This is a genomic window from Bradyrhizobium manausense (assembly GCF_018129685.1).
In the GTDB taxonomy this organism is placed as follows: domain Bacteria; phylum Pseudomonadota; class Alphaproteobacteria; order Rhizobiales; family Xanthobacteraceae; genus Bradyrhizobium; species Bradyrhizobium manausense_D.
On the sequence record NZ_JAFCLG010000006.1, the window covers coordinates 123441 to 149567 of the forward strand.

At 62.7% G+C, this 26127-nt stretch carries 25 protein-coding genes and 1 pseudogene; 9 read left to right on the plus strand and 17 right to left on the minus strand.

The window, feature by feature from the left end:
- Positions 1-130 precede the first annotated feature (130 nt).
- Positions 131-347, plus strand: a pseudogene (locus JQ621_RS17175) (GNAT family N-acetyltransferase); the annotation flags it as partial.
- Positions 334-810: a hypothetical protein gene (locus JQ621_RS17180; RefSeq protein WP_212235864.1), complete on the plus strand. Its 477-nt coding sequence runs from the start codon at positions 334-336 to the stop codon at positions 808-810. The pseudogene JQ621_RS17175 and the gene JQ621_RS17180, both read left to right, overlap by 14 nt.
- A gap of 33 nt (positions 811-843) precedes the next feature.
- On the opposite strand, the gene JQ621_RS17185 is transcribed toward JQ621_RS17180, so the two are convergent.
- Positions 844-1287, minus strand: coding sequence for a hypothetical protein (locus tag JQ621_RS17185; protein ID WP_212235865.1), 444 nt, complete (start codon positions 1285-1287; stop codon positions 844-846).
- A 542-nt stretch (positions 1288-1829) separates the two neighbouring features.
- Between JQ621_RS17185 and JQ621_RS17190 the strand changes: the two genes are divergently transcribed.
- Positions 1830-3686 carry an alkaline phosphatase family protein gene (locus tag JQ621_RS17190; protein WP_212235866.1) on the plus strand — a complete coding sequence of 619 codons (1857 nt, stop codon included), beginning with the start codon at positions 1830-1832 and terminating at the stop codon, positions 3684-3686.
- 47 nt (positions 3687-3733) lie between these two features.
- Here the strand turns inward: JQ621_RS17190 and JQ621_RS17195 are convergent, their stop codons facing one another.
- Entirely contained in the window at positions 3734-4318 is a 585-nt protein-coding gene (locus JQ621_RS17195; RefSeq protein ID WP_212235867.1) for a hypothetical protein, read from the minus strand.
- A gap of 392 nt (positions 4319-4710) precedes the next feature.
- Here JQ621_RS17195 and JQ621_RS17200 point away from each other — a divergent pair, with 392 nt between their 5' ends.
- On the plus strand, positions 4711-5370 hold the full coding sequence (locus JQ621_RS17200; protein WP_212235868.1) for a peroxiredoxin: 660 nt from the start codon (positions 4711-4713) through the stop codon (positions 5368-5370).
- Between the two features lie 114 nt (positions 5371-5484).
- Here the strand turns inward: JQ621_RS17200 and JQ621_RS17205 are convergent, their stop codons facing one another.
- Positions 5485-5877 carry a DUF2177 family protein gene (locus JQ621_RS17205; RefSeq protein ID WP_212235869.1) on the minus strand — a complete coding sequence of 131 codons (393 nt, stop codon included), beginning with the start codon at positions 5875-5877 and terminating at the stop codon, positions 5485-5487.
- Between the two features lie 93 nt (positions 5878-5970).
- Positions 5971-7701 carry a methyl-accepting chemotaxis protein gene (locus tag JQ621_RS17210; protein WP_212235870.1) on the minus strand — a complete coding sequence of 577 codons (1731 nt, stop codon included), beginning with the start codon at positions 7699-7701 and terminating at the stop codon, positions 5971-5973.
- A 170-nt stretch (positions 7702-7871) separates the two neighbouring features.
- On the opposite strand from JQ621_RS17210, the gene JQ621_RS17215 reads away from it, so the two are divergent.
- Positions 7872-9263: a cryptochrome/photolyase family protein gene (locus tag JQ621_RS17215; RefSeq protein ID WP_249125366.1), complete on the plus strand. Its 1392-nt coding sequence runs from the start codon at positions 7872-7874 to the stop codon at positions 9261-9263.
- A gap of 68 nt (positions 9264-9331) precedes the next feature.
- Positions 9332-9613: a histone gene (locus tag JQ621_RS17220; RefSeq protein ID WP_212235871.1), complete on the plus strand. Its 282-nt coding sequence runs from the start codon at positions 9332-9334 to the stop codon at positions 9611-9613.
- A 52-nt stretch (positions 9614-9665) separates the two neighbouring features.
- On the opposite strand, the gene JQ621_RS17225 is transcribed toward JQ621_RS17220, so the two are convergent.
- The 3 genes from JQ621_RS17225 to JQ621_RS17235 form a co-directional block, all read right to left on the minus strand.
- Positions 9666-10409, minus strand: a complete 744-nt coding sequence (locus JQ621_RS17225) for a hypothetical protein (protein WP_212235872.1) — start codon at positions 10407-10409, stop codon at positions 9666-9668.
- Between the two features lie 90 nt (positions 10410-10499).
- Positions 10500-11378, minus strand: a complete 879-nt coding sequence (locus tag JQ621_RS17230) for a DMT family transporter (RefSeq protein WP_212235873.1) — start codon at positions 11376-11378, stop codon at positions 10500-10502.
- Between the two features lie 89 nt (positions 11379-11467).
- Positions 11468-11914, minus strand: coding sequence for a hypothetical protein (locus JQ621_RS17235; RefSeq protein ID WP_212235874.1), 447 nt, complete (start codon positions 11912-11914; stop codon positions 11468-11470).
- 305 nt (positions 11915-12219) lie between these two features.
- Here JQ621_RS17235 and JQ621_RS17240 point away from each other — a divergent pair, with 305 nt between their 5' ends.
- The 3 genes from JQ621_RS17240 (at position 12220) to JQ621_RS17250 (ending at position 14376) form a co-directional block, all read left to right on the plus strand.
- Entirely contained in the window at positions 12220-12483 is a 264-nt protein-coding gene (locus JQ621_RS17240; RefSeq protein ID WP_212235875.1) for a hypothetical protein, read from the plus strand.
- 206 nt (positions 12484-12689) lie between these two features.
- The gene (locus JQ621_RS17245; RefSeq protein WP_212235876.1) at positions 12690-12965 is read left to right on the plus strand and encodes a hypothetical protein; all 276 of its coding nucleotides are present in this window, start codon (positions 12690-12692) and stop codon (positions 12963-12965) included.
- 439 nt (positions 12966-13404) lie between these two features.
- Entirely contained in the window at positions 13405-14376 is a 972-nt protein-coding gene (locus tag JQ621_RS17250; RefSeq protein ID WP_212236027.1) for an AraC family transcriptional regulator, read from the plus strand.
- Between the two features lie 139 nt (positions 14377-14515).
- Here the strand turns inward: JQ621_RS17250 and JQ621_RS17255 are convergent, their stop codons facing one another.
- The 10 genes from JQ621_RS17255 to JQ621_RS17300 form a co-directional block, all read right to left on the minus strand.
- Positions 14516-14737 (minus strand): hypothetical protein, encoded by a 222-nt coding sequence (locus JQ621_RS17255; RefSeq protein ID WP_212235877.1) that lies wholly within the window; start codon positions 14735-14737, stop codon positions 14516-14518.
- A gap of 282 nt (positions 14738-15019) precedes the next feature.
- Positions 15020-15628, minus strand: coding sequence for a prepilin peptidase (locus JQ621_RS17260; protein ID WP_212235878.1), 609 nt, complete (start codon positions 15626-15628; stop codon positions 15020-15022).
- Positions 15629-16054: 426 nt separating this feature from the next.
- Positions 16055-17518, minus strand: a complete 1464-nt coding sequence (locus tag JQ621_RS17265; RefSeq protein ID WP_212235879.1) for an undecaprenyl-phosphate glucose phosphotransferase — start codon at positions 17516-17518, stop codon at positions 16055-16057.
- 217 nt (positions 17519-17735) lie between these two features.
- A complete protein-coding gene (locus tag JQ621_RS17270; protein ID WP_212235880.1) occupies positions 17736-18773 on the minus strand; it encodes a peptidylprolyl isomerase in 1038 nt (345 codons plus the stop codon).
- Complete coding sequence (locus tag JQ621_RS17275) at positions 18770-19363, minus strand: hypothetical protein (RefSeq protein ID WP_249125351.1); 594 nt, start codon at positions 19361-19363, stop codon at positions 18770-18772. The genes JQ621_RS17270 and JQ621_RS17275 overlap by 4 nt, the downstream gene beginning before the upstream one ends.
- A 2-nt stretch (positions 19364-19365) precedes the next feature.
- Positions 19366-21156, minus strand: coding sequence for a putative porin (locus tag JQ621_RS17280; RefSeq protein WP_249125352.1), 1791 nt, complete (start codon positions 21154-21156; stop codon positions 19366-19368).
- Positions 21157-21235: 79 nt separating this feature from the next.
- On the minus strand, positions 21236-21952 hold the full coding sequence (locus tag JQ621_RS17285) for a TonB C-terminal domain-containing protein (protein WP_212235882.1): 717 nt from the start codon (positions 21950-21952) through the stop codon (positions 21236-21238).
- A 21-nt stretch (positions 21953-21973) separates the two neighbouring features.
- On the minus strand, positions 21974-22378 hold the full coding sequence (locus JQ621_RS17290; RefSeq protein ID WP_212235883.1) for an ExbD/TolR family protein: 405 nt from the start codon (positions 22376-22378) through the stop codon (positions 21974-21976).
- 4 nt (positions 22379-22382) lie between these two features.
- Positions 22383-24338, minus strand: coding sequence for a DUF2341 domain-containing protein (locus JQ621_RS17295; protein ID WP_212235884.1), 1956 nt, complete (start codon positions 24336-24338; stop codon positions 22383-22385).
- A complete protein-coding gene (locus tag JQ621_RS17300; protein WP_212235885.1) occupies positions 24339-26036 on the minus strand; it encodes a ShlB/FhaC/HecB family hemolysin secretion/activation protein in 1698 nt (565 codons plus the stop codon).
- Positions 26037-26127 lie beyond the last annotated feature (91 nt).

Sequence of the window (26127 nt, forward strand, 5' to 3'; positions counted from 1 at the left end):
GCGGCGAGCCCGAGGTTCAGTCGGGGCTCAGCCGGTCAACGGGCCTTCTACAGCCAGACAAGCCAACAGGTCCATCGTCACGAGGTCACGCCACATGAGCGATCTGCAGATCCGCAATTTGCGCATCCATCGCTCTGCGGCAGCGGCCGTTGTCCAGGCTTTGCTGGCGAGTCCCGGAAGCAACGAGATTGTGCTCGACATCCCCGCGGTGAACCGCGAAGCTATTGCGTTGGCGGAACAAGCTGGGCTTGACGCCGACATTCGAAACGGCGCGAATGTACACTGGATCGGCCCCGTCACTGCGGCTCGACCGCGTGTTCGGCCTCACCAGTTTTGAACTGGGTTAGTACCGATTTTGAGCAGGCCTGCCTGAAATTTGTAATCTGCTTCACGTTCCCGCTGCGATGCGGCGTGTATGGGTGTTCGATCCGCCGATTTTCCGGACGGCTCGAACGTGATTTTTCCGACCATCGATATTTTGATGAAGAGGGATTTATGACCGAAGCCAGAACCAAGGCTCGCTTTTCCCAGTACACGGCCGAAGAGACGCACCGCCTCGGGATCGCGGCTGCGTTGGTGCTTGCCGTTGTCACGGCCCTCGGGCTGCACACGCTCGCCTCCGCGCCCGCCATGCGGGAGGCGGCCCAGGCAGAGCTGGCACGGATCATTGCCGATGAGGATCGGGATGTGTGCGGCCAGTTCGGACTGCGTCCGGGAACGGATGCGTTTGCGGCCTGCAGCCGCGAGCTCGCCAATGTCAGGCGGAAACAATCCGACCGCGACCAGGCGGCCGCGGCGGGAATGCTCTGAAATAGAATCCGGTCATGCCAGGAGCTGCGCAGCTCAGTAGCAGCGCATGACGTTGACGGTCTGCTCGCCGCCGCCGCGGCCGGGCACCGTCACCTGTTCCGTCGGACAGCTCGGCACATAGGGCCGGTCCGACGGCACGACGTTCGGCGGGAAGCGATGCGCCCAGTCCCAGGGTACGTCGTAAGTGTAGGTATAGCGAACGTCGTTTGTGACCGGCTGCCCGGCATCGACGAACGGCTCATTATAGCCCGCGCTGTCGTTGTAGAAGGCGCCGCCACCCGGCCAATAGACCCAGGGATTGTTGAAGCGGTTGCCGCGGCCGTGGAACCGCGCGCCAGGCGCGATCGGCGGTCGCGCCGAAGCCACCATGCCGTGCGGAGCAGCGCCGCCCGGTCGTGCAAAACTGTCAGCAGCAGTCAGGAGCAGCGCGGCTGCGCTGAGCGAGGCAAGCAAAGCCCCATATGATCTGGATATCATGATACGCACCAACTCGTTTGGCTTCGCAGATAGCGGCTCCCCACCGCACGCTAGGCCGGTCCATGACCCGCCCGCAAACCTATAATTAATTATTGGTTAAGACACGGGATTAACGAGGAATCGGGTGCGGCGGAACGCCCGGAATGTCCGGGGCCGTAGCCTCTACCCCTCGCGTTGCCCGACAGGCAAAACACCCAGCTAAGGGTCATCTCGTATGTCTCGCGGCAACCTGGCCCAAGGAAGAGGGGCGTATCGCGATCGTCACGAACGCGGACCGGGCGGCGGTGGACGCAGGCCACATCGGCGCGAAGGGTTTTGCAGGGCGGGCAACCATGCGAGCTACGGAAGCGCGGCGCCACCCACATACTCCGTCATTGCGGAAGCAGCCGCGACCCCGCAATGACAAAACCGCGGATGCCGACCCTCCCCGTCACTTCTTCATGCCGATCAGTCCTTGTAACAAAACCGTCACACAGCAAAACTAAACGATTGCCGGGGGCCGCGGTTCGGCGGCCAAGCCGCCTCACCGTTAGGAGAATTTGATGCGACGTTCACTGGTGTTGCTGTCCGCCGGGCTGACAGTCCTTTCGACCGGACTCGCCTCCGCCCAGAACAACACGCCCCGCAACCTGATCCTGTTCATTCCCGACGGGCTGCGCGCGCTGAAGGTCACCCCCGCGACGGCACCCGCCATGGCCGAGGTCCGCGACAAGGGCGTCAACTTCAAGAACTCGCACTCGCTGTTCCCGACCTTCACCATGGCCAACGGTTCGGCGATGTCGACCGGTCATTATCTCGGCGACACCGGCGTGTTCTCCAACACGATCTGGACCAACTACACCTCGGCGCCCGCCGGCGACACCGTGGTCCCCTTCATCGAGAACGACGCCGTGCTCGGCGACATCGACGAGCATTTCAAGGGCGATTATCTCAACGAAGAGACCGTCTTGAAGATGGCGCGCGACAAGGGCCTCAGCACGGCGGCGATCGGCAAAGTCGGCCCGACCTACCAGTTCGACCACACCGACAAGCCCGAGAAGCCGGGCCAGCATTCGATCGTGATCGACGATGCCACCGGCGGCAAGGCCGGCGTCGCGCTGTCTGACGAGATGAAGGACGCGCTGACCAAGGCTGGTCTTGCCCTCACCGCGCCCGGCCGCGGCGACAACGGCAAGGCGGGCGATGCCAAGACGCCCGGCACGACAACGGCCAACGTCACGCAGCAGGCCTATTTCGCCGACGTCGCCACCAAAGTCGTGCTGCCGATGTTCAAGGCGCGCAACAAGCCTTTCGTGCTGGTGTTCTGGTCGCGCGATCCTGACGGCACCCAGCATAACCAGGGCGACAGCCTCAACCAGATCATGCCGGGCATCAACGGCCCGAGCACGATGGCGAGCATCAAGAACGTCGACAACAACCTCGCCCAAATCCGCAAGGCGCTGGACGAGCTCGGGCTTGCCGCGAGCACCAACATCATGATCCAGGCTGACCACGGCTTCTCGACCATCTCCAAGGAGAGCAAGACCAGTCCCTCGGCCAAGGTCAGCTATGACGACACGCCGAAGGACTTTTTGCCGATGGGCTTCCTGGCGATCGACCTTGCCAAGGCGCTCGACCTGCCGCTGTTCGACCCCAACGACAAGAACGCGGCCATCACCGGCAATGCCCATCCGAAGGCCGGCAACGGCGTGCTCGGCAAGGACCCGACCAAACCCGACCTCGTCGTCGCCACCAACGGCGGCTCAGACCTGATCTATCTGCCGAACAAGGACAAGAAGCTCGCAGCCAAGACGATCAGCGCCCTGATGGAGCAGGACTACATCTCCGGCCTGTTCGTCGACGACTCCCTCGGCCGCTTCCCCGGCACCCTGCCCCTGTCGAGCATCAACCTGCGCGGCAAAGCCGCGACGCCGACGCCGGCGATCGTGGTCAATTTCCGTTCCTATGCCAGCGAATGCGGCGAGGCGCCGACCAACTGCTCAGTGCAGGTGGCCGACACCGTGCTGCGTCAGGGCCAGGGCATGCATGGCAGCTTCAGCCGCGGCGACACCTACAACTTCATGGCCGCGATTGGTCCGGACTTCAAAGCGGGCTATGTCGACGAGCTGCCGGTCAGCAATGCCGACGTCGGCATGACTGCGGCCCAGCTCCTCGGCCTGCGCGGTTCGGAGAATGGCGGCCTGGTCGGCCGCGTGATGTCGGAGGCACTGCCCAACGGCATCGTGCCGAAGGCATTCAAGGCCGTCGAGAAGTCGAAGAAGAAGTCGGAGAACGGCCTCGAGACCGTGCTCAACGTCCAGCGCGTCGGCAGCCAGCGCTATTTCGACGCCGCCGGATTCCCCGGTCGCACGCTAGGTCTCGAACCGGAGGCCGGCAAACAAAAAACGGCGGGGAAATAGCCCCGCCGCTTCATTCGCGCCCTCAATGAGGGCGCGAAATCTCCTGGTTACATGCCGATGTCGAAAACAGCAGGCAATTGGCCCGCCAGAGGCAGCGCGGTGGCGCCCAGGAAGGTCGCCACCATCGCCATCAGGCGACGGTTGTTGTGGCGCTTGCCGCGCATCTGGCCGGCGATCCACTCCAGCATCTCGCTCTTGACCTTCGAGGCATAGGACGGCGCCCAGCTCTCGATGTCGGTGTCCTGCGCCAGCGCGACGCTGCGTGAGGGAACCTTCAGGCCCGAGGCGCTCGCGGCGTAGTGCGCGACGGCCTTGGCCAGCAGATCGTCGAACCGGCCACCATCTGCACGCTCGGTTGCGGCTTCGTTGATCTCGAACAACGCCTCGGCTTCGGCGCGGCTGACCGGCTGATCGTTGACGGCCACGGCCGTCAGGATCCGCACACACCAGGCGGTGTCATCAGCATCGAGGGAGCGAGAGAAGTGCACCCGGCCCTTCGTGGTCGGGCCTTCGCCCGTGATCACGCCGTCGCGCACGATGGTGAGGGCGTGGGCCGCAGTATCGCGGCAGGACGGTTCGAGGGACGGCGACTCAATGGATTTTTCAGCGGACTTGGGCAACGCGGCAGACATAGGTCACTTCCAGATTTCTACTGATCGACCAGCATTTTCATGCCGGCGTAAAGGGGTGGTTAACGATTCGATATGGGGATCGCGACTTTTCTCAATGGTTGCCGATTGGTCGCTATGAGGACCGTTTCGGTTCCAGGGAGCGTCGGGCGAGCGTGATGCGGGTCATAAAAGGCTTTATCGGGGCAAACCAGCCCGCAAAGTCCCTGTGGAGATGTTTCGCCGCACGTGCCCGCGTAACAAAAATGTGCTGAGAAATCAGCCCTTCAGAGGAAGAATTCACATTTTACTTCAAGCAGTTCAGCGGGCGTTCACTTGGCTTCGCCATGCGCCTATACTGACGGCGACGACCAGACAGAAATTCACACGCAAATTCAATATGATGAGGTCAAACCATGACACTTCCGATCGGCGCCACCGCCCCTGATTTCGAAGCCGAGACCACCGAAGGCAAGATCAAGTTCCACGATTGGCTCGGCAGCAGCTGGGCGCTGCTGTTTTCGCACCCCAAGGACTTCACTCCGGTTTGTACGACCGAGCTCGGCGCCCTCGCAAAGCTGAAACCGGAATTCGACAAGCGCGGCGTGAAGCTGATGGGCCTCTCGGTCGACCCGGTCGACCGCCACGCGAAATGGTCGGAAGACATCAAGGAGACCCAAGGCGCCGCTCCGAACTACCCGATGATCGGCGACACCGATTTCAACGTCTCGAAGCTCTACGGCATGTTGCCGGCCTCGACCTCGGGCGATCCCCTCACCCGCACGCCGGCCGACAACCAGACCGTCCGCAACGTGTTCATCATCGGGCCGGACAAGAAGATCAAACTGGTGCTGGTCTATCCGATGACCACCGGCCGGAATTTCCAGGAAATCCTGCGCGTGATCGACTCGCTGCAGTTGACCGCCAAGCATCGCGTCGCAACCCCGGCCGACTGGTCGCAGGGCGATGACGTCATTATCGCGGGCTCGGTGTCGAATGACGAGGCCAAGACGATCTACCCGCAGGGCTGGAAAGAGCCGAAGCCCTACATCCGCATCGTGCCGCAGCCGAAATAACGAGCCGCGATTGTGACCAGAAGCGGCTGATCGTCCTCCCCGGCCGCGCGCAGCGTGAACCCGGACTATCGAGATTCCGGGGGCGGTGCTCCGCACCGCCCCGGAATGACATCATCAAGTGAAACGATCCGCCACCAACAGACCCGCGGTCGACGAGACCGCGGTCACCACCGCGCCCCAGCTGATGTCGAGAACAACGACGGGCCATGTCCAGTGCTTGAGCAATGACAGCGCCGTCAGCTCGAACGTCGCGTAGCAGAACAAGCCGAACAGCGCGCCGTAGATCAGCGTCGATTGCCAGGTCGCGCCCGAGCCGCCGCTGACGAAGACCAGCACACCAACCACATACAGCAGATAGAAAAGCACAGCCGGTACGGGCTTGATTTCGCCCATCATGTCACCGACCTGCGCGGCGAAAAAGCTCTTGGCGATCAAGCCGAGGAACAGCAAATCCAGCCCAAGCAGCACGAACAGGGTTGCGATATACAGCACGGCGATACGGTTCACTGGCGGTCTCCCTGCCCCGCGTGACGCGGGCAGTTACATCATGCCGTCAGCTACGTCAGAGCAGGCCGACGGTTTCAACCCGCCACGTCGAGATCAGGCCGCCTGCACGCGATCGAGGAAGCTGTCGACCTCGGCCTTCAGATGCAGGCTCTCGCCCGACAGCGCCTGGGCGGAGGCAAACATCCGGCTCGACGTCTCGCCGGTCTCGCTCGCGCCCTCGGCCGCATGTCGGATATTGACGGCGACGTCAGCGGTGCCCGAGGCCGCGGCGCGAACGCTGGCCGCGATGTTGTGGGTGGCGCTGCGCTGCTGCTCGACGGCCGCCGAGATCGAGGCCGCGATGCCGCTGATGCGCTCGATGGTTTCGGTGATCGCCTTGATGGCCGTCACCGACTCCGCTGTCGCAAGCTGCATGCTTGCGATCTGGGTCGATATCTCGTCGGTTGCCTTTGCGGTCTGGCCGGCGAGCGTCTTGACCTCCTGGGCCACCACCGCAAAGCCACGCCCGGCATCACCCGCGCGCGCCGCTTCGATGGTGGCATTCAATGCCAGGAGGTTGGTCTGCTCGGCGATCGAGGTGATCAGCTTGACCACGTCGCCAATGCGGGAGCCTGCTTCCGACAGCTGCGCGATGCGCTGGTCGGTGGCCTCGGCCTGCTGCACCGCCTCGGCGGAAATCGCGTTGGATTCCTGCACCCTGCGGGTGATCTCGGAGATCGACTGCGACAGTTCGTCCGAGGCTGACGCCGCCGAACGGACGTGGTCGGAGGCCAGCTCGGACGCGCCGGCCGACTTTGCCGACAGTTCGGCGGTGGAGCGCGCGGCCTCGGTCAATTGCCGGGCCACGCGTTCGAATTCGCCCGAGGACCGAAGCACCTTGTCGAGGATGCCGCCAACGCTGCCGCGGAATTCGCCGACGAAGTTGCGCAGATCCACCTTACGCTGCTCGATCGCCGCAGCAGCCGCTTCCGCCTGCTCGCTGCGCATGCGCGCCCGTTCCAGCGAATTGCTCTTGAACACCGCAACCGTGCGCGCGATCTCGCCGATCTCGTCGGCACGATCCTCGCAATCGATCGCGACATCGCTCTGGCCGTTGGCAAGCGCCGTCAGCGAGCGCGTGACCGAAGTCAGCGGCCGGGTGACGCGGCGGACCACCAGCATGGTGAGCACAAGGACCAGCAACGCGGCGATTCCGGCTGCAATAGCCGTGCTCCAGATCGCCTGGGCCAGCATGCTCTCATACTGCGCCATCGGGATGCCGACATAGAGAATTCCGACAACCTTGCCGGTCGCCTCCGCGATCGGGAAATAAGCCGTCATGAAGGACTTGCCGAACAGCGTGGCCGGCCCCTTATAAGCCTCGCCGCGACGCAATACGGCCTGCGCCGGATGGTCGGCGGCAAGCTGGGTACCGACGGCGCGTTCGCCGTTTTCCTTCTTCACATTGGTCGAACGGCGGACGAACTGCCCGCTCGCATCGTCAAACACGAAAAGGGTCGCATTGCCCCCGACGTAGGACACCGCACGATCAACGATGGCGTGATCTTTGAAGTCGGGCATCTTGGCGATCTCGGCGCGCGCTACCGCGCTATCCCGTATCGTGATCTTCGCGTCAGGAACGACCTCGGCGAAGGCCAGCGCGAGGGTGCGCAGGCTGACCTCGATGTCGCGCAGGGCGCGGTCGTTGAAGGCGGAGGTGAGCGACCAATAGCCGGCGCCGACCACCAACGCGGTGTTCATCGCGATGAGCAGAACCGCGCACAGGACGGCTTTGGTGCCCAGCTTGAACTGCGGCAGGAATTTCGCCGTTAACAGGTTGGTCATGAATGGAACTCCCCCCGGAATTCTTGCATATTCATGCAATCCGCTTACGACCCTATTAACGACGGTTCACAGCGCCCCACGCGGCATGCTTTCCAAGATGTAAACGAGGACGACCCCTGCCCCCGCCAAGCCCCCGGCCTGTCATCGTCTGGTTCCGCGACGATCTCCGCCTGTCCGACCACCCGGCTCTGCACGCCGCCGCCAAATCCGGCGTGCCGGTGATCTGCCTTTATGTGCTCGACGATGCAGCGGGTCGGGCACCGGGTGGCGCAGCGCGCTGGTGGCTGGCGCAGTCGCTACTGGCCCTCGGCGCCGATATCGCCGCGCGCGGCGGATCCCTTGCCTTGCGTAAGGGACCCGCGGCTCAAGTGATCCCTGAGGTGGCGCGCGAGGCCGGCGCTGGCGCGGTCTATTGGAATACGATCGCTCAGGCCCCGCATCAGGCCGTCGAGAGACAGCTCGAAGCGTCATTGGCTAAGCTCGGCGTGGACTGGCAAAGTTTCCCCGGCGACCTGCTCGTTCCGCCCTCGGCGGTCCGCAACAAGGAAGGCCGGGGCCTGCGCGTGTTCACGCCGTTCTGGCGGCGGGTGCTGTCGCTCGGCGATCCGCCCAAACCGCTGCCTGCACCGAAGGAGCTGCGTCCGGCCGCGAAGATCGCCAGCGACACGTTGGAGAGCTGGAAGCTCAAGCCGACCAAGCCGGACTGGGCCGGCGGCCTACGCGAGAGCTGGACGCCGGGTGAAGCCTCCGCCCGTGCCCGCTTGCGCGACTTCCTCAAGCACACCGTGCGCGGCTATGCCGGCGACCGCGACCGTCCGGATCGCGAAGGCACCTCAGGCCTGTCGCCGCATCTGCGTTTCGGCGAGCTCAGTCCGCGCCAGGTCTTTCACGCGGCGCGCTTCGCCGCGGAGGAGAATCCCGCGATCGGATCCGGCATCGACAAGTTCCTGAGCGAGCTCGGCTGGCGCGAGTTCTGCCGCCATCTGCTCCACGACCATCCGGACCTCGCCACCGAGAACCTCCAGGGCAATTTCGACGACTTCCCCTGGAAGACCGACAAGACGGCCCTCGCCGCCTGGCAGCGCGGCCGCACCGGTTATCCGATCGTGGATGCCGGAATGCGCGAGCTCTGGCACACCGGCGTGATGCACAACCGCGTCCGGATGGTGGTCGCCTCGTTCCTGGTCAAGCACCTGCTGATCGACTGGCGCGATGGTGAAGCCTGGTTCTGGGACACGCTGGTCGATGCGGATGCCGGCAGCAATCCGGCCAACTGGCAATGGGTCGCCGGCTGCGGCGCCGACGCCGCACCCTATTTCCGCGTGTTCAACCCGATACTCCAGGGCGAGAAGTTCGACCCTGATGGAACCTATGTCCGGCGCTGGGTGCCGGAGCTGAAGGACATGCCGGCGAAGTTGATCCACCAGCCCTGGCAGGCGACGCCGATCGAGCTTGCGAGCGCAGGTATCACGCTCGGCAAGACCTATCCGCATCCGATCGTCGATCACGCGGCGGGACGCGAACGTGCGCTCGCGGCCTACGCAAAGATCCGCAAAGGTTGAGCGTTGCTTTGACACAATTATGAAACCCGCTATCGTCATCGCTCCATGCAAACCGTGGGGGACACGATATGGACGACGATAAGCCGATCACCGAGCAGGCGATGGAGACGATCACCACCGCCGTGGAAGCGACCAAGGACGCCGCCGTCACCGCCGTGAAGAAGGTGAAGAAGGCGGCCAAGAAGGTCGCCAAGAAGGTCGCGCCGAAGAAGGCAAAGAAGGCTTCGAAAAAGAAGGCCAAGAAGGCCGCGAAGAAGTCTTCGAAGAAAGCCGCCAAGAAGTCGGTGAAGAAGACCGCCAAGAAAATGGCAAAGAAGGCCACCAAGAAGAAAAAGAAGGCGAAGCGCTGATCGCAGCGCGAGGACAAGCCTCCGGATGCGGGCACGCCCGGAGGCTTTTTCCCTACCCTCGCGGTTTGGCGGCGCGCCGGCCCGGGTGATGCTGCCCCTTCGGATCACGAAACTCGCTGCGATGGCCGCGCCGGTCCTCGGCATTGAAGCGCCGCCGCTTCGCAGGTGAGCCGAACGCCTTGATCACCTTCCGCCCGTTGACCTTCTTGATGACGTAGCCGCCCTCGGTCATCGAGAATGGCGCCGTCAGCGTTCCCTTGTGGTCGAACTTCGTGCCGCGCGGATGTTTGAAGGGCTCGAACCAGGACGGATAGACGAAGTTCGACATCGCAAAGCCGCTGACATTGAAGGAATCCTCCTCCACGGCGTCGCAGACCTCATAGGCGAATTGCGTATTCCTGTTCTGGTCGGCCCACAGATTGGCCATGGGGTCGATCACCATCTCGAACAGCTCGTGCGAGGCCGCTACGCTGACTGGCTCGTCGCCTAGCGCCTTCACGAAGATCTTCGAGATCGGTTGGCCGCGATGGGTCAGCTCGTGGCGCCCGAGCATGTTCTTGTGGGAGGCGTCGTCGAAATAGACGAGCTGCCAATCGGTCCGCTTCGGCTTGCGCGTCACGTAGAGATCAACCGGATAGCCCCAGACCGGCAGGAAGTGCTGGTCGTAGCATTTCTGCAGCGCTGCGGTGAGCTCCCTCATATCGCGATCGTCGATCGCCGCCTCGGCATAGTTGATGCAGGCAATTCGGACCGGCTTCATGGACCTGCCGAGCAGTGCGCGCTTCGCTTTCTTCATGGAAATCACCGTGTGAAAGGGGGCCGCTGTAATGCAGTCAGCCTATCACGACGCAGTCTGCACGTCAGGGATGTATTCCGGCAAGCCTGCCTAGGTGACGAAACGCCGGTTGACGACGAACACCGCGGCCGCACACATCGCCATGCCCGCGATCGCCAGTGCGTCGAGCTTCTCACCGAACAGCAGATAGGCCATCAGCGCCGTGACGGCCGGCACCAGATAGAACAGGCTCGCAACCGAGGTCGCCGCGGCATGCCGGATCAGCCAGTACAACAGCCCGATCGATCCGATCGAGAGCGCGACCGCAAGCCACCCGAGCGCGAGCACAAACTCCCGCGTCCAGTGCACCACACGATCCTCGAACAGGAAGGCGCCGGCGGTGAAGAAGATAGTCACCGCCACATATTGCACGAGATTGCCGGCACGCCAGTCGATCTGATTGCAGTAGCGGCGCTGGTAGAGCGTACCGAGCGTGATGCTGATCAGCGAGACCACGGAGGCCAGCCAGCCGAGTCCGGCCTCTCCCGTCATGGGGCGATTGTGCAGGATCAGCGCCACGCCGCCGAGGCCGAGCAGCAGGCCGCCCCATTGCACGGGCGTCACCTTCTCGCCGAGCCAGCGGTTGGCGATGGTCGAGGTCAGGATCGGCTGCAGGCCTGGAATGAGCGCGGAGAGCCCCGCCGGAATTGAGTGCGCGATCGCGATCGCGGTGCCGCCGAGATAGAAACCGTGGACCAGAATGCCGGCCACCGCGCTATGCGCGATGCCGGTACGATCAGGCCATTTCGGCCGCGTGATCGCCGCGATGATTGCCATCAGGCAGACCACCACGGCCATGCGAATGGCAAGATAGGTCAAGGGATCGGCGTTGTTGATCACGTATTTCGTGCCGATGAAGCCGGTGCTCCAGAGCAGCACGAACAGGACCGGTGCCGCCCGCGCGGCCATATGCTCTCGATCATGATTCATTGCGTCCTCCTTGCCCGAGCAAGGTACGGCGCGGCAAGGTGAATTTCTGATGCTGCGCTGCGACGGACGCGGCGCCTCAGATCAGCCGATCACCATTCGTCCGGACAGGGATCGATGATCTTCCAGAGATCGACCCCGTTCTTGATCTTCTTCATGTCCGTGGTGAGCCCGCCATTGCGGCGGATCCAGTCCTTCACTGTGTCAGGATAGTAGGACATCAGGTCGGACGTCCCTTCCGAGCTCGTGACCTTGATGCCGAAGGTGAAGGCCTTGTCGTAATAGGCCTGGTGGAAGCCGAGGCTCGCCTTCGGCGTCACGCAGATCTTGTTCAGCGGCACGATGCCGAGCACGAGCGTGCAGGCCGAGTTGCAGATGCCGTCGATGATCACGCGCTCACCGGTGTCGCGGACGCGCTTGTACTTGGCCTTGTACTCCTCGACATAGCCGCCATGGTCGCGAGTGATATGCAGTTCGGCGCGCGCTGGCGTGGCAGCAGCGAGGAAGAGCAACAGCAGGCTGAGGAGCGTGATGCGCATGGCGGCTTGACGACAAAACCTTGAAGGAACGAACCGGCCCCGAAAGAGCACCCAATGAAACCCCAAAGGCGCCAGCAGGAGGAATCTTTGACCGGATTCTCTTTGGCCATACTTGTGTGGGGAATTCGTTAAGCATCCCGAAAAGGCCAAAAATGGGCAGGCTCCGCCCCCTTTCCGGCAATTCTGTCACACCCAGCTGGGAATCTGTGGGACTGAACCCAATTTCCCCGCCCCGGACGGGTGCCCCTGCGACCCGAAATGGCTATAGATGGCTGAGCTATTCGCGCAGGTTCCGGAGAATCGAGATGAGCAAGTTGAAGCTTGTAGCCGCGGTTGCTGCCCTGTCGGCCGCAATCCTAGCCTCCAGCCTGGCGGAGGCGCGGGTGCATCACCGGTACCACGGCTACTACGCCAACCCACTGCCCTATCCGATCAGCTATCTGCACAATTACGGCCCGGGCATTGACCCCGGTACCTTCGCCTTCTACGACGGCCCATCGACCAACCACTGCTACCGGAGCGCGGCCGCCTATGTCGGCCAGGATCGCCGGCGGCACCCCTGCTACTGAGGCGGCGCGGCGGTCCGCCAATCCTATCCGGGATTCGAATTAAGGGCGTTGGCCGTCAATGCTGAGCTCGGACGGCTTGCCGGTGCGCAATCAGGCCTGAGGCGGGCCAGCTGAAGCCTGTTCATCAGCATTACATTTCGGTTCTGCCACAATTTGATCAGAACGACTTCGATATCCTGTGTTGGTCAAGCGGAGGAAGAAACATCATGAATCCAAAGATTGGCCTCGTCGCCGTATCGTTGTTCGGTGCGCTCGCGGCACCGTCGGCGGCGTCGGCCATGCCTGTTGCGCCGGTGCCCGCGACGCCGCAAGTCTCCGGCATCGAGCAGGTCCGCATGGTCTGCAATGCCTGGGGACGGTGCTGGTGGCAGCCCAACGTGTATTACGGTTACGGCCCCGGATATTATGGGCCGCCGCGCTATTACGGCCCGCGCTATTATGGCCCGCGCTACTATGGCTATTACGGCTATCGCCGCTGGTGATATTCGAAGGGGCCCCAGGGCCCCTTCGCTTTTGCGAGATGGCGCGCTCCGTCCGCGCTGCCGTAGTGCTTGAAAACTGATTTAGATCAAGGATGAAATCCGTCGAGCCGTCATGCTGCACCGATGGCCGATTTGATCGTATTCCGATGCCCTCAGACGGGCATGAACGTGCAAACGCATCTTGAGAAGCAGGAGACTCGGGAAGGACGAAATTTTGAGTCCTTCGCCTGCCCAGCGTGCACGCGAATCCACTTCATCGACCTCGCCTCCGGCAAGCCGATGAACCGGGGTCGTTGACGGCAGCATCGATCCGAGTTCGTGGAATGATGTCCGCAATATTACGGCACTGAATCATGTTTACTGAATCGGCAAGTTTCGCCATTGATGGCCATGTACCGACGTTCATTTCAATGTCACATTGCAGCATCCGGCCAGACGCATGTTCTTTGACGCTCTCGCCCCGTCTTCCGCGCTCCAGTTGACCCGGTTTACCGATATCGACGCGTTTCGGCCGGCCGAGTCGCTGGAGGATTCCCGGAGCATTCCCCTCGACGTCGCCAATTTCGCCGCGGCGCGAGCGATCGTGAACCTGCCGGCGTGTCGCATCATTGTGGCAAGGTCGTTTGCACGCATCCTAGAGACGACCTACCGCGCACCGGGCGGCATGGTGATCCTTCCGATGAGCGACGATCTGTGCGCCAGTTCGAACGGAGTGGAGCTCGACGCGCGTTTCTTCGTCGCGTTGCGGGGCAATCATCACTGCCATTTCGTAGAGCCCAAGGTCAATCATCACGCTCTGATCATGTTCTCGCCCGCGCTCAGGGATCGCGGCTGGTTCGATCGCGCCGATGCATTGTGGGTTCGCATCGCCGACCCCGCCACTCATCTCCACGCACGGCAGCTTGTGCAGGACATCCTGCGAACCGCGTCGGTGCAGCCGCATATGTTCGAGACGACCGAGGTCGCCGCCCATCTCCAGGAGGGGCTGCTACTCGCTTTCGACGACCTGTTTCGAATGACTCCGCTTCCCGATCGCGGGGCCCCTAGCGCGGGAGCGCGCTCGGCCAGGCTTGTGCAGCAGATCGACGAGTACGTCAGAGCCTATCCGACCGCTCCGATCTATACGGCCGATCTCGCAGATGAATTCGGCGTCTCGATCCGGACCCTCGGCGGCGCGGTGGCCAAGGTGCGTGGGATGAGCCTGCATCAATACATCCGCCTGAAGCGGCTGTGGGCTACACGCACGCAACTCCTCAGGAGCGGCGGCGCATCGGTCGCCTCGTGTGCGCGTGCCCATGGCTTCCATCACCTCGGCGAGTTTGCGGCGGCCTACCGTGCGACATTTCACGAGGCGCCCTCGGATACGCTGGCGCGGGCCCGGCAAACTGGTTGTCCCGGCCGCCTAGCGTAACACCGATATAACGTTAGAATAACAGATGACCCGGTATCGAACCCGCCGCACAACGGTTTGCGAGCGCTGCCGATAGATGCACCAATCCAAGCACGTCCCCTGCAAGGCGAACTCGAGAACGGGCAAGGACTGCTACCGATTAGTTGGAGGACAACAGTTTGCGCAGGCGTGCGACCTCGATCCGCGTCTCCAAGATCACGCGCATCAAAAGCGCATTCTCATGCTCAAGATCCGTGATGCGACGCCGCCGGCTGCTCTCATCCTGCTTCAAAGCAAGATCGTATACATTTGAGTTTGCGTTCGCCTGCGGCGGCGCCTTGCCAAAGCCCGATTTTTTTATCGGATTTGTTGTTCCAGGCACCTCAACCCCCAATACTGGCAAACAACAGACACACCAATCAATCTCGCGAGCAACCCCACTCGCGAGGCCAAGCCTGTTTCAGCCTCTTCTAGTTATGTTTCTTATCGTTGCTGTGACTGATCTTAAACAAGGAGTCAGATTTCTGGCCGAATGTGGGAAATTCGTTGCTCAAATTTCGCCAAGTTGCCAGCTAACTTTGTCCTGTCGCTGAACTGTAATCTCCACAGATGCATCCATCGCCGCGATTGCCGCAGCCGAGCCTCGCGATGCCATGAAATTGTTCTACCAGGCGCCCGGCAGGGTCATCTGCAACAACCAACCGACCCAGATCGCCGGAGCGAAGAACAGGCCGAATGGCATACGACTGGTCAGCCGCAGCCGTTGACGCAGTAACAAATAGCGTAGAGCGTAGGTTGCAAGAGCTGAAAGCGCGGCGATTTCGATTGCAATCGGCAAGATCGACCAGTCAAGCCACGCCCCGGCGACCGCAGCGAGCTTGACGTCACCAAGTCCCAGGCCATGCCGACCGCGCAGGCGAGCGTAGGCCAAGCGTACTGCCAAAAAAGCGCCGGCAACGATGATGGCGCGCAACAGGGCAATCAACAGTGCCGACAGGTCACCCTGCGCCACCACCATCGCATTGACCAAGCCCAGGACCAGCCCGGCAACGTTCAAGGCATCGGGTATCAGAAGATATCTCGCATCGATGATGGCTATTGTCAGCATGACAAGCGCCAACCCCGCGCCCGCCACGCCTAAAGCCCCATGGGCAACCGTCAGGCTCGTTACGACCGAAAAGAGACCGGCCAAGCCAGCGACAACGTATGACCAAAAGCGATGGTCAACGATGGTTTCGGCCGAAACCGGCACATCCGCCTTGTCATTTCGCATCTATGGGCGCGCCATTGCAGGCATCGCTGCCCTCGTAAGTCCACTTTCCCTGCTTTTCTTTGCCACAAACCATGACTGCTTTGGAGGCAAAACAGAATGCTGCACCTTCGCTGAAGACACGGCTGCCCCAAATGCACGCACTGGGCGGAACGGGAAATGGAACAAGAAGCACGGGCGGCTGACCCGGTGTCAGCGCAGGTAGCGGTTGCGCTGAGGCCGCAGCGCCAAACAGGAGCCCAAATGTCACAATGACGCGCCTGGCCATCATATTGTGTTCTCAAGCACCAAGTGAACTGGAAGATGATCGAATTTCAGGACCAAGTAGTCAATCCGGCAGGCCTCGGCGACAGGCTCAGCACAAACTCTTTTGTCCTGCAAATCCGGCTCTAGGCGCGCCGCTGCGGTGCTCGCATGGAGCCCCTCGCATCAATAGGCGTTGCGCGGCCTGATCAACTCGAAGGCCGTCCTGAACATGATGGAGATGTCCAAGGCCAGACTCCAGTTATCGATGTACCAAAGATCCAGCTTGACCCTCTTCTCCATCAGCTCAAGCTGCGGAGTACCGCCGCGACACCCCTGCACCTGCGCCCACCCCGTGATCCCGGGCTTCACGTGGTGCCGGAAAGCATAATTGGCGATCATTTTGCCGTATTCGTAATCATGGGCCAGTGCATGCGGCCGTGGCCCGACCATGGACATGTTACCCTGCAGCACGTTCAACAATTGCGGCAGTTCGTCGATGCTGGTCTCACGGAGAAAGCGGCCCACCCGGGTGACGCGCGGGTCCTGCTTCGTCGCCTGCACGACGGCAGCACCATCTTCAAGCACTTTCATGCTGCGCAATTTGTAAATGACGAAGGGCTGGCCGTTGAAACCATGGCGGCGCTGCCGGAAGATGATGGGGCCATGCGATTCAAGCTTGACGGCAAGTGCAGCCAGCACCAACACCGGAGAGAGCAGAAACAGCGAGGTGGCAGCCACCGTCACGTCCAGGACTCGCTTGGACAGACGTTCAAGGTTGGTCAACGGCGCACGTTGCAGCTCGACCATGTACGACCGCTGTGGCGTTGAGGTCTGACGGCGTAAAATGGTCGACACTGCGCAATCGGGCAGCAGGCGAACTGGAAGGGGGATTGCCCTCAGCCGATCGAGAACCAGTTCGATATCCTCGGCCCGCGCCCACGACAAGGCGAGAACGATCTCCTCCGCGGGCGTGCCCCGCACGCGCTGCTGCGCCGTTTCGACGTGCAGTTTGTGCAGCTCCGAGGACGGGTCGCCTCCCCCGTCGCGGGGCAGCACGACGCGCTCAATTTCGTCCAGGCCAAACCTGACCAGCAAGTCGCGCCGGGCGAACTGCGCCATCTCGCTCTGTGTTCCGATCACGATCGCGCGTCGGCCGCGGATCGCTCCCGTCATAAGGGCCGAACTCAGGCAACGGCGTGCCATGCGCCGGGTCGCCACGAGGCCGAATCCCCCCAAAACGAAGAAGCAAACGACGGAGCCGCGCGAGGTCTGGCCTGCGGATTTCAGCAGAAACAGGACAATTGCAAGGACAAGTATTGCGAGGCACCAGCTCGCCCAGACGCGCCCATGGTCGCGCTCCCGCTCGAGCAGCTCGTTCATCCGGTAAAGACCGAAATGGTACGCCGCAAGCACGTATGTGGAGCTGGCCACCAAGCCCAGGCCGGCATAGACACCAGCATCGCCGAAACTGGCGCTGATTGCGCGCTGGTAGAGGACTCCACCCAAGATGCCGGCCACGACGATCACCAGGGCGTCAGCAAGCGCGAAAAGCGGCTCAATAACCTCGAACCGGACCCCGATACGGGGCCGTCTGGCACGCTCCTCGACGGCTGTCGACGAACGGTCGAGATCGGTTATGTCAGTCATGCTGCACCTGCGTCGGTAGACCGCCGCATAGCACGTTATATATCACATTATGATGATATTTACTTAACGTTTACCAGGTCTGTTGCAGCTCAAATCGACCCGCGCGGTCCGGAGCCGCAACGCTCAAAAATCGCAGCAGGAATACCGGCCGCGCGGGCCCGGACAAGGATCGGGCCGCGCTCGCTTTTTTCTGGTGGCTCGGCCCGGACCTCACATGCTATCGCGCTGGCACCGCGGCGGACTTTGGGTCCAGCAATTTCGATAGCGCGATTTCGTTGACGACGGGCGGGGTCTGCTTGAGAAGCTCGGCAACATAGGCCCGGCGATTGGCTTCGACGCGCTCAGCCCTGATGCGTTGCACCAGTGCATCCCTGACCTCAACCAGCGGCCGCGTGTGCGAGGCCTCGGTGTCGAGCAACTTCAGGATGTGCCAGCCATCGTCGAGCCGGATCGGATCGGTGAGGCCCGCCTTTGGCAGACCTGTCACCTGGCCGCGAATCTCGGTTCGCAGATCCGGTTCACCCAACCAGCCGATCTCCCCGTCCCGCTCTGCGGTCGGCGCATCGTCCGATAGACTGCGAGCAACCTGACCAAATTCCGCGTTGGGCTGCTTCAACTTGCTCACGACATCGTCAAGCTTCTTGCGCGCGGCATCCTGGGCGGTCTTGTCGGCGTCTTTCGCGACAGCCACCAGGATCTGGGCCAGACGGAACCGGCGAGGAACGAGAAACGCGCTGGCGTTCGACTCATAGACGCTCTTGATCTCGGCTTCGCTCGGGAAGCTATCAGGCGGCAACGTGACCGATTGCAGATAAGTCTCGACGATCACATTTTCCCTCGCGCGCGCGAGCTGGGCGACGATGGCAGGCTGCTGGTCCCATTTCTTGGTCATCGCCTCCTTGAGCACCAGGCGATTGGCCAGGATCGCCCGCACGGTCTGGCTCAGCGCGGCGGGATCACGCGTCATGGCCGCTTGCTGACGGGCGTCGAGGAGCTGGATCGTCGCGCGAATTTCCTCGGCCGTGACGTCGCTGTCCCCGACCCTGGCGACGATTTCGCCGCCTTTGACGGCCGCATTGTCTGCCGCAGCGGGCGCCGGTTGAGCTGGCGCCGCCGCCTGGCCTGACGTGGCCGGCGCGGGCTGGCCGCGGGCGGGAGCGGCCGGCGCTGGGTTACGGGCTTGGGCTGCGACCTGCGAAGAAGCCGCGAACACCAGCGCTAGAGCGATCGCACCGGACGTCAAAGTCTTGTTCATGGCTTGGCCTTCTGTTCGAGAATCTTGTCGCGGAAGTCCTGGGCGGCGTTTTGATGTTCGACGCGCTTCAGTCCGAACACGGGATCATGATCGAGCACCTTCTCGAGCGGATCCATTGCCTCGTATTGACGAACGACATCGTCGGCGATCTTCGCCAGGCGAACGTTCTTGGCCTCGCAGGCCTTTGTGCTGGCCTTGAATGCCGTCGCGTCCGCTTCAAACTTGGCGCGCTCGGCGTCCTTCGTGCGTGCCACGGCGGCCGCCTCTCCGTATGCGCTTTTCCATTTCTCGAGCGAGTCGTCGCGTTCGGCGATACGATCGTTGAAATCCTTGACGGCCTGGCGGTAGGCCTGTTCGGCTTCCTTGACCTGGGCCCGATAGGCATCACTCTGCTTACGGAGGCGATCGCGCTCCTGCTCGGTCGCGGTCAGCTTGGCCTGCAGTGCCGCGCGCTGATCTTCCGCCGCACGTGCCTGCGCGGTGGCGCTGCGCAGCGCCTCGCGCAGCCGATCGCTTTCCTGGTCCGCGCGCGCGGTCGAGACGACCATCAGCGTCAATATGGCCACGGATGAAAGACGCAACAGCCGCATGGTCAGAACCTCGCATTGAGATCGAGCTGGACGATATCGACCTTGTAAGGCAGGCCGGCGATGTTGTTGGCGCTCATCCAGCGCACCGAGCCCCAGATGTTCTCGCCAAGGCCCACATTGCCGCCGATGAAATAGCCCTTGAGGTTGGTGCCGCCGAGGCCGAAGTCGGAATCGACGAACGCATCCACCATCGCGTCGGACTGCAGATATTTGTAGCCGACATGCGCGTTCCAGTCCCAGAGGTGCTTGATCTCCTTGTCGCCGACGGTCATGCGCGCGAGCCAGCCCTGGTTGCCTCCGTTGTAGGGGCCAAACACTCCTGGAGTTGACGAAGGGGCGGTGTTATTCGGACCGACAACAACCGCGGCGATGGCCGCGCGGTCAAACGCCGTGTTCCAGATATATTCGGCGTCGAGAATGATATGGACGGGGTTGAACTGCGCAAAATCGAGCTGGCCACTCGCGACAACTGGACGGAATTCGCTGGCGAGGCCGTAGTACTGGAACCCTGTCGTCGTCACTGGTGTGACAATGACCGGAATGTTGCGCAGTCGCATGTACGTGTTGCCCTTTTGCGCGAAGGACGGACGCAACAGATCGGTATCACAGACATCAACCGCGGTGATGACGAAGCACGTGCTGGATAGCTTACCTCTGACGTTGGTGAAATCGTAGTAGGCAAACGCCAGAGTGAGGTTTGTTTCCGTATCCAGTTTTGCACCGAACCCTCCTTGTGCGCCGAACAACCATTTGTCCCGGCTCGGCGTGAAGGTCGGTCCCGCTATCGTTTGACTATTGAGGCCTGCATTGAGATCGGTGTTGAAGACCGGAAAAGCACCGCCGACGAAGAAGGGCGTGAACCCCTCTGCAATCTCGTTTTTGGCCTGAATTGCAAGACCGTCAAAGCCAATATCCTTGTACCAGACCAGATCCGTCGGCGACCAGAACGGGTTGTCGAACCGCCCGACGGAGGCGACGACATCCTGTACCGGCTGATACTTGATGAAGGCACGGTCGAGCCAAAGCGCATACTTCGAGAAATTGCCGCCGTTGCCGCCGAACGTCTGGTTGGTCGAGACCGGGGAACTGCTGTCGCCTGTCGCAATTCTCAGGCCCGCGCTGAATCCGTCAAAAAGGTCCACGTCGGCGCCGAGTCGCGCGCGGAAGCGGAAGCGGTTACGATCCTGCGTCGTGTTGTAAAACGGAGCGAAATAGGGGTTTAGCGCGGCATCTTCATTGAACGGAGAACCGGTGTTGATCGCGTTGAAATTCTCCAGCGGCCCGCTTCCAGACGGGAAATGATCGCCCTCATACCGCGCGCGGATGTCGCCATAGAACCGGATGCGCTGCGCCCACTCAGGATACTTGCCCGGCGAGGCCCAGTTCTCCTTTTCCGCCTTCGCCATGACTTCGGCGCGAATTTCATCGCGCAGCTGCTTCTTGACGATCTCGGGGACATAGGTGACGCGCTTGGTACCGGCGGGCGAAACCGCGTCCGTCGCGGTCGCCGCCGCCTTCTCGGCACCTTCCGCCTTGGTGGTGGCATCGCGCGTCGCCTGGCGGGCGACATAGGCCTCGTCATCCGCCTGCTTGATCAGCGCCGCGGCCTGCTCCTCGCTCAGCGTGCCCTGCTTCACCAGCAGGTTGATCAGGTTGACGGTCGCGTTCGACGACGGCGGCGCATCGCGCGACACCGTCGGGCGCTTGCCCGGCTGCGTGTCATCCTGGGCCAACGCCGGAGCGGAAAGCGCAAGCAGAATAGCCGCGGAGCCCGCCAGCTGTCGCTTCGTCATTTCTGCACACCACATCACATCAACCCTTCTTCCAGTCTCATCACTCATTCCGAACGGCCTGCGCCGTTCCGTCTTCACTTCAACTCGGGCTGCGCGCCGTCACCTGCATCACGATCGGCATCGGCATTTCCTTCGGCGGCGGTTCTCGCAACGTCATGCCGCCGAGAATCTGGTCGCGGATCACCGCGTCGAGCTCGCCATTGCCCGTCGAAGACACCAATTGCACGCGGCTGACGCGGCCGGTCGCGTCGGACCACAACTTGACCTTGACCTGCATGACGGCGTGGCGTGTCTTTTCGTTTTTGCCCAAGGCGGCCTCGATTTGCGTCTGCACAAGGCTGGCGTACCAGCCAAATTTGCTTCCGCCGCCGCCACCGCCTCCGCCGCGCCCCTTGCCCTGCGAAAGACCGCCGCTGCCCGGCCCGTTGCCGAGGCCAAGATCCGGCGGGCCCGGCGTCGGATCCGGCCCCGCGTCGGGCGGCGCGTCCTTCGGGATGTCGACCGGCTTCTCCTCGACGACATCCTTGACCTGCGGCTGCTCCATCACTTTCTGCTCGGGCTGTTGTTCCGGCTGCTGCTCGGGTGGAGGCGGCGGTGGTGGCGGTGGCGGCGGCGGCGGAACGATCATCGTCACCTGAAGTTCGTTCACCTTGCGGGGCGGGTTCTTGTCGCCGCTCATGAGAACCAAGATGCCGCCGACCATCAGAGCGACCACCAGGAGACCGCCGCCAGCCAGCAGCAGATAACGCCGCCACGCCGGTCCTTCGTTCTCCTCGTTGGTGTCGCGCTGATCCATCGGTGTCACATGCAGCCCGCTTCACCGAGCCACCGGCTTGGTCGCCATGCCGACCTGCGTGAAGTTGAGGCGGCCGAGCATGTCGAGCACGTCGACCACGTTCTGATACTGGGTCTGGGCGTCCCCGCGCACGACGATCGGAAATTCGGGCGTCAGCGCGCGCTGCTGCACCAGCCGCTGCTCGAGCTCGGCCAGCGTCACGGGGATCGTGTCGAGGAACAGCTTGCCATCATTGGCGACCGTAATCGCCTTCGTGGTTTGCTGGGCAAGGCTCGGCGCCGCGCTCGCCTTCGGCAGGTTAACCTTCATGCCCTGCACGGTCGCCGTGGTCATGATGATGAAGATCACCAGCAGAACATAGGCGAGATCGAGCATCGGCGTGATGTTGATATCGTCGTATGGCTTGCTTTCGGACTGGACTTGCATGGGTTCACTCCGCCGCCTGCTTCACCGGTTCGTCCGGCACGTCGTAGGATTCAGCGATCCGTGTGATGAACTCGTCGACGAAGACCTGCATCTCGCTGCTCACGTCCTTGATGCGGATCGTGAGGTAGTTGTAGGCAAACAGCGCTGGGATCGCGACGCCGAGACCGGCGACGGTCGCGACCAGCGCGGCCGCGATGCCCGGCGCGATCGCGTTGACGTTGACATCGCCGGAGGCCGCGATCGCCGCGAAGGTGATCATGACGCCGACCACCGTGCCGAGCAGGCCGAGGAACGGGCCGCCCGAGATCGCGATGGTCAGCATCACCATCAGCCGGTTGAGGCGCTGGCTTTCGCGAACGAAACCGCTGTCGAGCACGGCGCGGATCGACTGAATGGCCTGCGGCGACAGTCGGCGATAACCGCCGCCGGCAAAGCGCTTGCGGATTTCCTGCGCGCCGGCCGCGAACAAGCGATAGAGCGGTGCGGCATGGATCGCCTTGCGCTGCTTCTTGCCGAGCTCGCCGCCGAAGCTCGGGTCGTTTTCGCTGTCGAGCTGAAGCAGCCCGCCGATATCGGTCGAGGTCTGACGGAAATGTCCGAGGAAGAGCTCGTTGCCGCGCGAGACCCGGTTCAGATACGAGATGCGATCGACCATGACGTACCAGCTGATGAGCGCCATGATCGCCAGGAGGCCGATGACGACCCAGCCATCGAGCGTCACCGAGCGCAGGATTACGCCGAAATAGCCGCCGCTGAACCAACCCGCGTTTTCTTCATCGACGCTGAACGACATCAGTTTCGCCTGATCGGGTCCCTGCCCGATTGCAGACAGCTTGATGAAGCCGGGCGGGCGCGCGACCTTCGCAATCTCGAATTCGTCGACGTCGCCCGCAAATCCCGCCACCGTTCCTGCCGGTGCGGCCGCGGGGGCCGGAGTTTGGGCCGCATCTGCCGCGGGCGCGGCCTGGGTCGCATCCGCGGTCGGAGTCGCAGCCGGAGCTGCCGCAGGCGCTGCCGATCCAAGCTGCGCCACGCCGGTCATGGTCGGCAGGCTGGCCGCCAATGTGGCGACCTGGCTGCCGTCGACAAAGAGCGTGATCTGGCCGCCCTTGGCCGTGAAGGCGATCTGATGCCAGCCTGCAGCCGCGATAGCCGCACCGCCGGCGCTGCGCTGCTTGTTGCCGCCGTTCGCGACTTCGACGAACGCGACACCGTTGTCCAGCCCGACGGTGAGTCCGTTCGCGCCCTCAGTGCGCGAAAACAGCACGGCACCCGGCTGCGGTGCGGTCATCTTGACCCAGAGCGACCAGGTCAGCTCACCGCCTTCGGCAAGCACGAGCGACGGAGAGCCGGGAAGCGAAATCGCGGTCTGTCCATCGAGACGCGCGCCCTGCCCGATGATGGCGCCGTCGGCCGCAGGCACCGCATTCTGCGCGGAATTGGCCCAGGCCGTGACATCCTGGGCAGGCGTTCCACGATCGTTGAAATGATAAACCAGCAGCGTATCGGGATCGTAAGTCCCCTTGGCGTCGACCGCGGTCGGCGCCTTCTGGTTTCCGTAGTAGAGCCAGATATCGTTCTTCGTGCCCGGCTTCAGATCCGGAACGCTGACCCACACCAGTGCCTCGCCAAGCAGGGAGTCATATTTCTCGACGTGATGCTTGAGCGGCGTCTTGTCGTCTGCCGCGATAAAGCGGAGATCGCCGCCGTCGTCCTTGGCGGCGCCGAAGCGGAAATTGCCGACATGCAGCCGCACCAGGATCGGCGCCGTGCCGATCGCGTCACTGATCCCGGCGCCGGACTGACCGGTGTCGATCGTAACCTTCTTGCGCAACGTCCACTGGTCGTTCCACCACGCTGACGCAGCTTTCGGCCACAACACGGCCGCGAGGACGAGAAACAGCATCAACGGTGCACTCAGCCCGTTTCCGCGGCGCGACTTGAAGCGAAGGAGCGACATCTAGAATTCTCCCCAGACCCGAAAGCTGAACCGTGGATGATTGGCGACGGTGACCTGCTGGGTGGTCAGCGGCATTCCGACGAACACGATGCTGTTGAGGTAACGCAGGCTCTTCATGCGCATGCCGAGTCCGTAGCTGGCGAGATCGAAATGCGATTGCTGATCGGTCAGCGGCTCGTGGATCCTGGCATTGCCGCCGTCGACGAAGGCGAAGAAACGCCACTCGTCGAATGCGTTGTACTTGATGGCATCTCCGAGCGGATTGGGTAGTTTCTGCTCGAGATATTGCGCCAGATTTGGCGTCCGCAGCTCGAGCGTACCGGCGACGCCGTAGTCGCCGAGCACCTCGGATTCGAGATAGCCGCGCACCGTGTCATGGCCGCCGAGGCTGAACTGCTCGCTGGACACCAGCGGCTGGTCGGCCACCTGTCCCTGGAGTTTGGCGTAGAGCTGGAACCCGCCGGCAAAATCCTGGGTATGCGAGATGTCGGCGCGCAGCGTGATGAAGCTTGCTGTCGCGTCGAAGCGCTTGGCGTCGAATTCATCGCGGCTGGAGCCAATTCCACGCAGGCCGGTGGTGATCGTGGCGTTGAGCTGCGTGAGGTGGCCATCGCCCTGCCATGTGGCTCCGTAGGTCCCGACGAGCGGCACGTATGTCACCGGAGAGTCGAACGCATCGGTGCCCAGTCGAAGCGACTGCTTGAAGTCCTTGTAGTCGACGCCGAGCGACAATGTCTGGAACAGGTCGCCCCTGGACGGCAGCGTCAGAACAGCACGCCCGCCGACCACCTGGCCTGGGCCGACGACGTTGGCACCGCCAACGGTCGCGACCGAGCTGTCCGAGACCAGGCCATAGACGAGAACGCTCAGCCAATCGATCTCCGTCCGCGCCAGGTAGGAGCCGGAGACGACCATCGCATCTTTCGGATTCAACGGCGCGACCTGGTAGGTCCAGGTCATGGAATGGCCCAGCTGCCAGAGGTTGTCATAGTGCATCGAGACGCTGGTCCGTAGTGGCGTGGTGCTCGGGCTCTGCTTGTTGTTGAGCTCGACGCTGCCGTGCAGCGGATAGGTGTCGTCGACGTTGAGATCGACGTCGACCGTTCCGGGCGCCACGCCCGCGCGCAGCGCCGGGGTGATGCGCCGGTCGGCCCAGCGATTGAGCGCGACGATGTCCTTCGTCACGTTCTGCAAATTCGGCAACGTTCCCTCCTTCAGCGAGGGAGCGTTATCCTTGATGTTCTTGAGGTCGAAGTATCGCGAGCCCTTGACGCGGAGCTGTCCGACCCGGTTCTCGGTGACCTTGAGCACGACGAAGCCGCGTTGCGCATCCTGCTGCGGAACTGCGACGCTGACCGTCTGGAGACCTTTGTCGTGATAGGCCTTCTCCACCGCGGCGCGGGCCTTCTCGACGTCCTCTTCGCTCTTGTTCGGACCCAGGAATGGATAGACCGCCGCCTCGACCTCGATCTGCGGCAGGTTGTCCGCCCCCTCGACGCGAAACTCGTCGATATCGAAATGAGCTTTCGGAGCCGCCGGCTTGGCGGCGTCTGCAGCGTTCTTCGCCGGCGTGGTTTCCGCAGGCTTGGTTTCCGCAGGCTTGGGCTGGTCCGGCTTGGCGGCGCCGGCTCCGGGCCTCGCAACCGCCGGGCTGATACATATTGCGCAGATCAAGAGACCGCAGAAGACGAACTGCACGGTCCACGCTGAAGCCGACCCGCTTCTCCGCACGGTGCGCAACGGAAGCTGCGCATGGCGGCGCGCGCTCCTCTCATACAGACCACGCGAA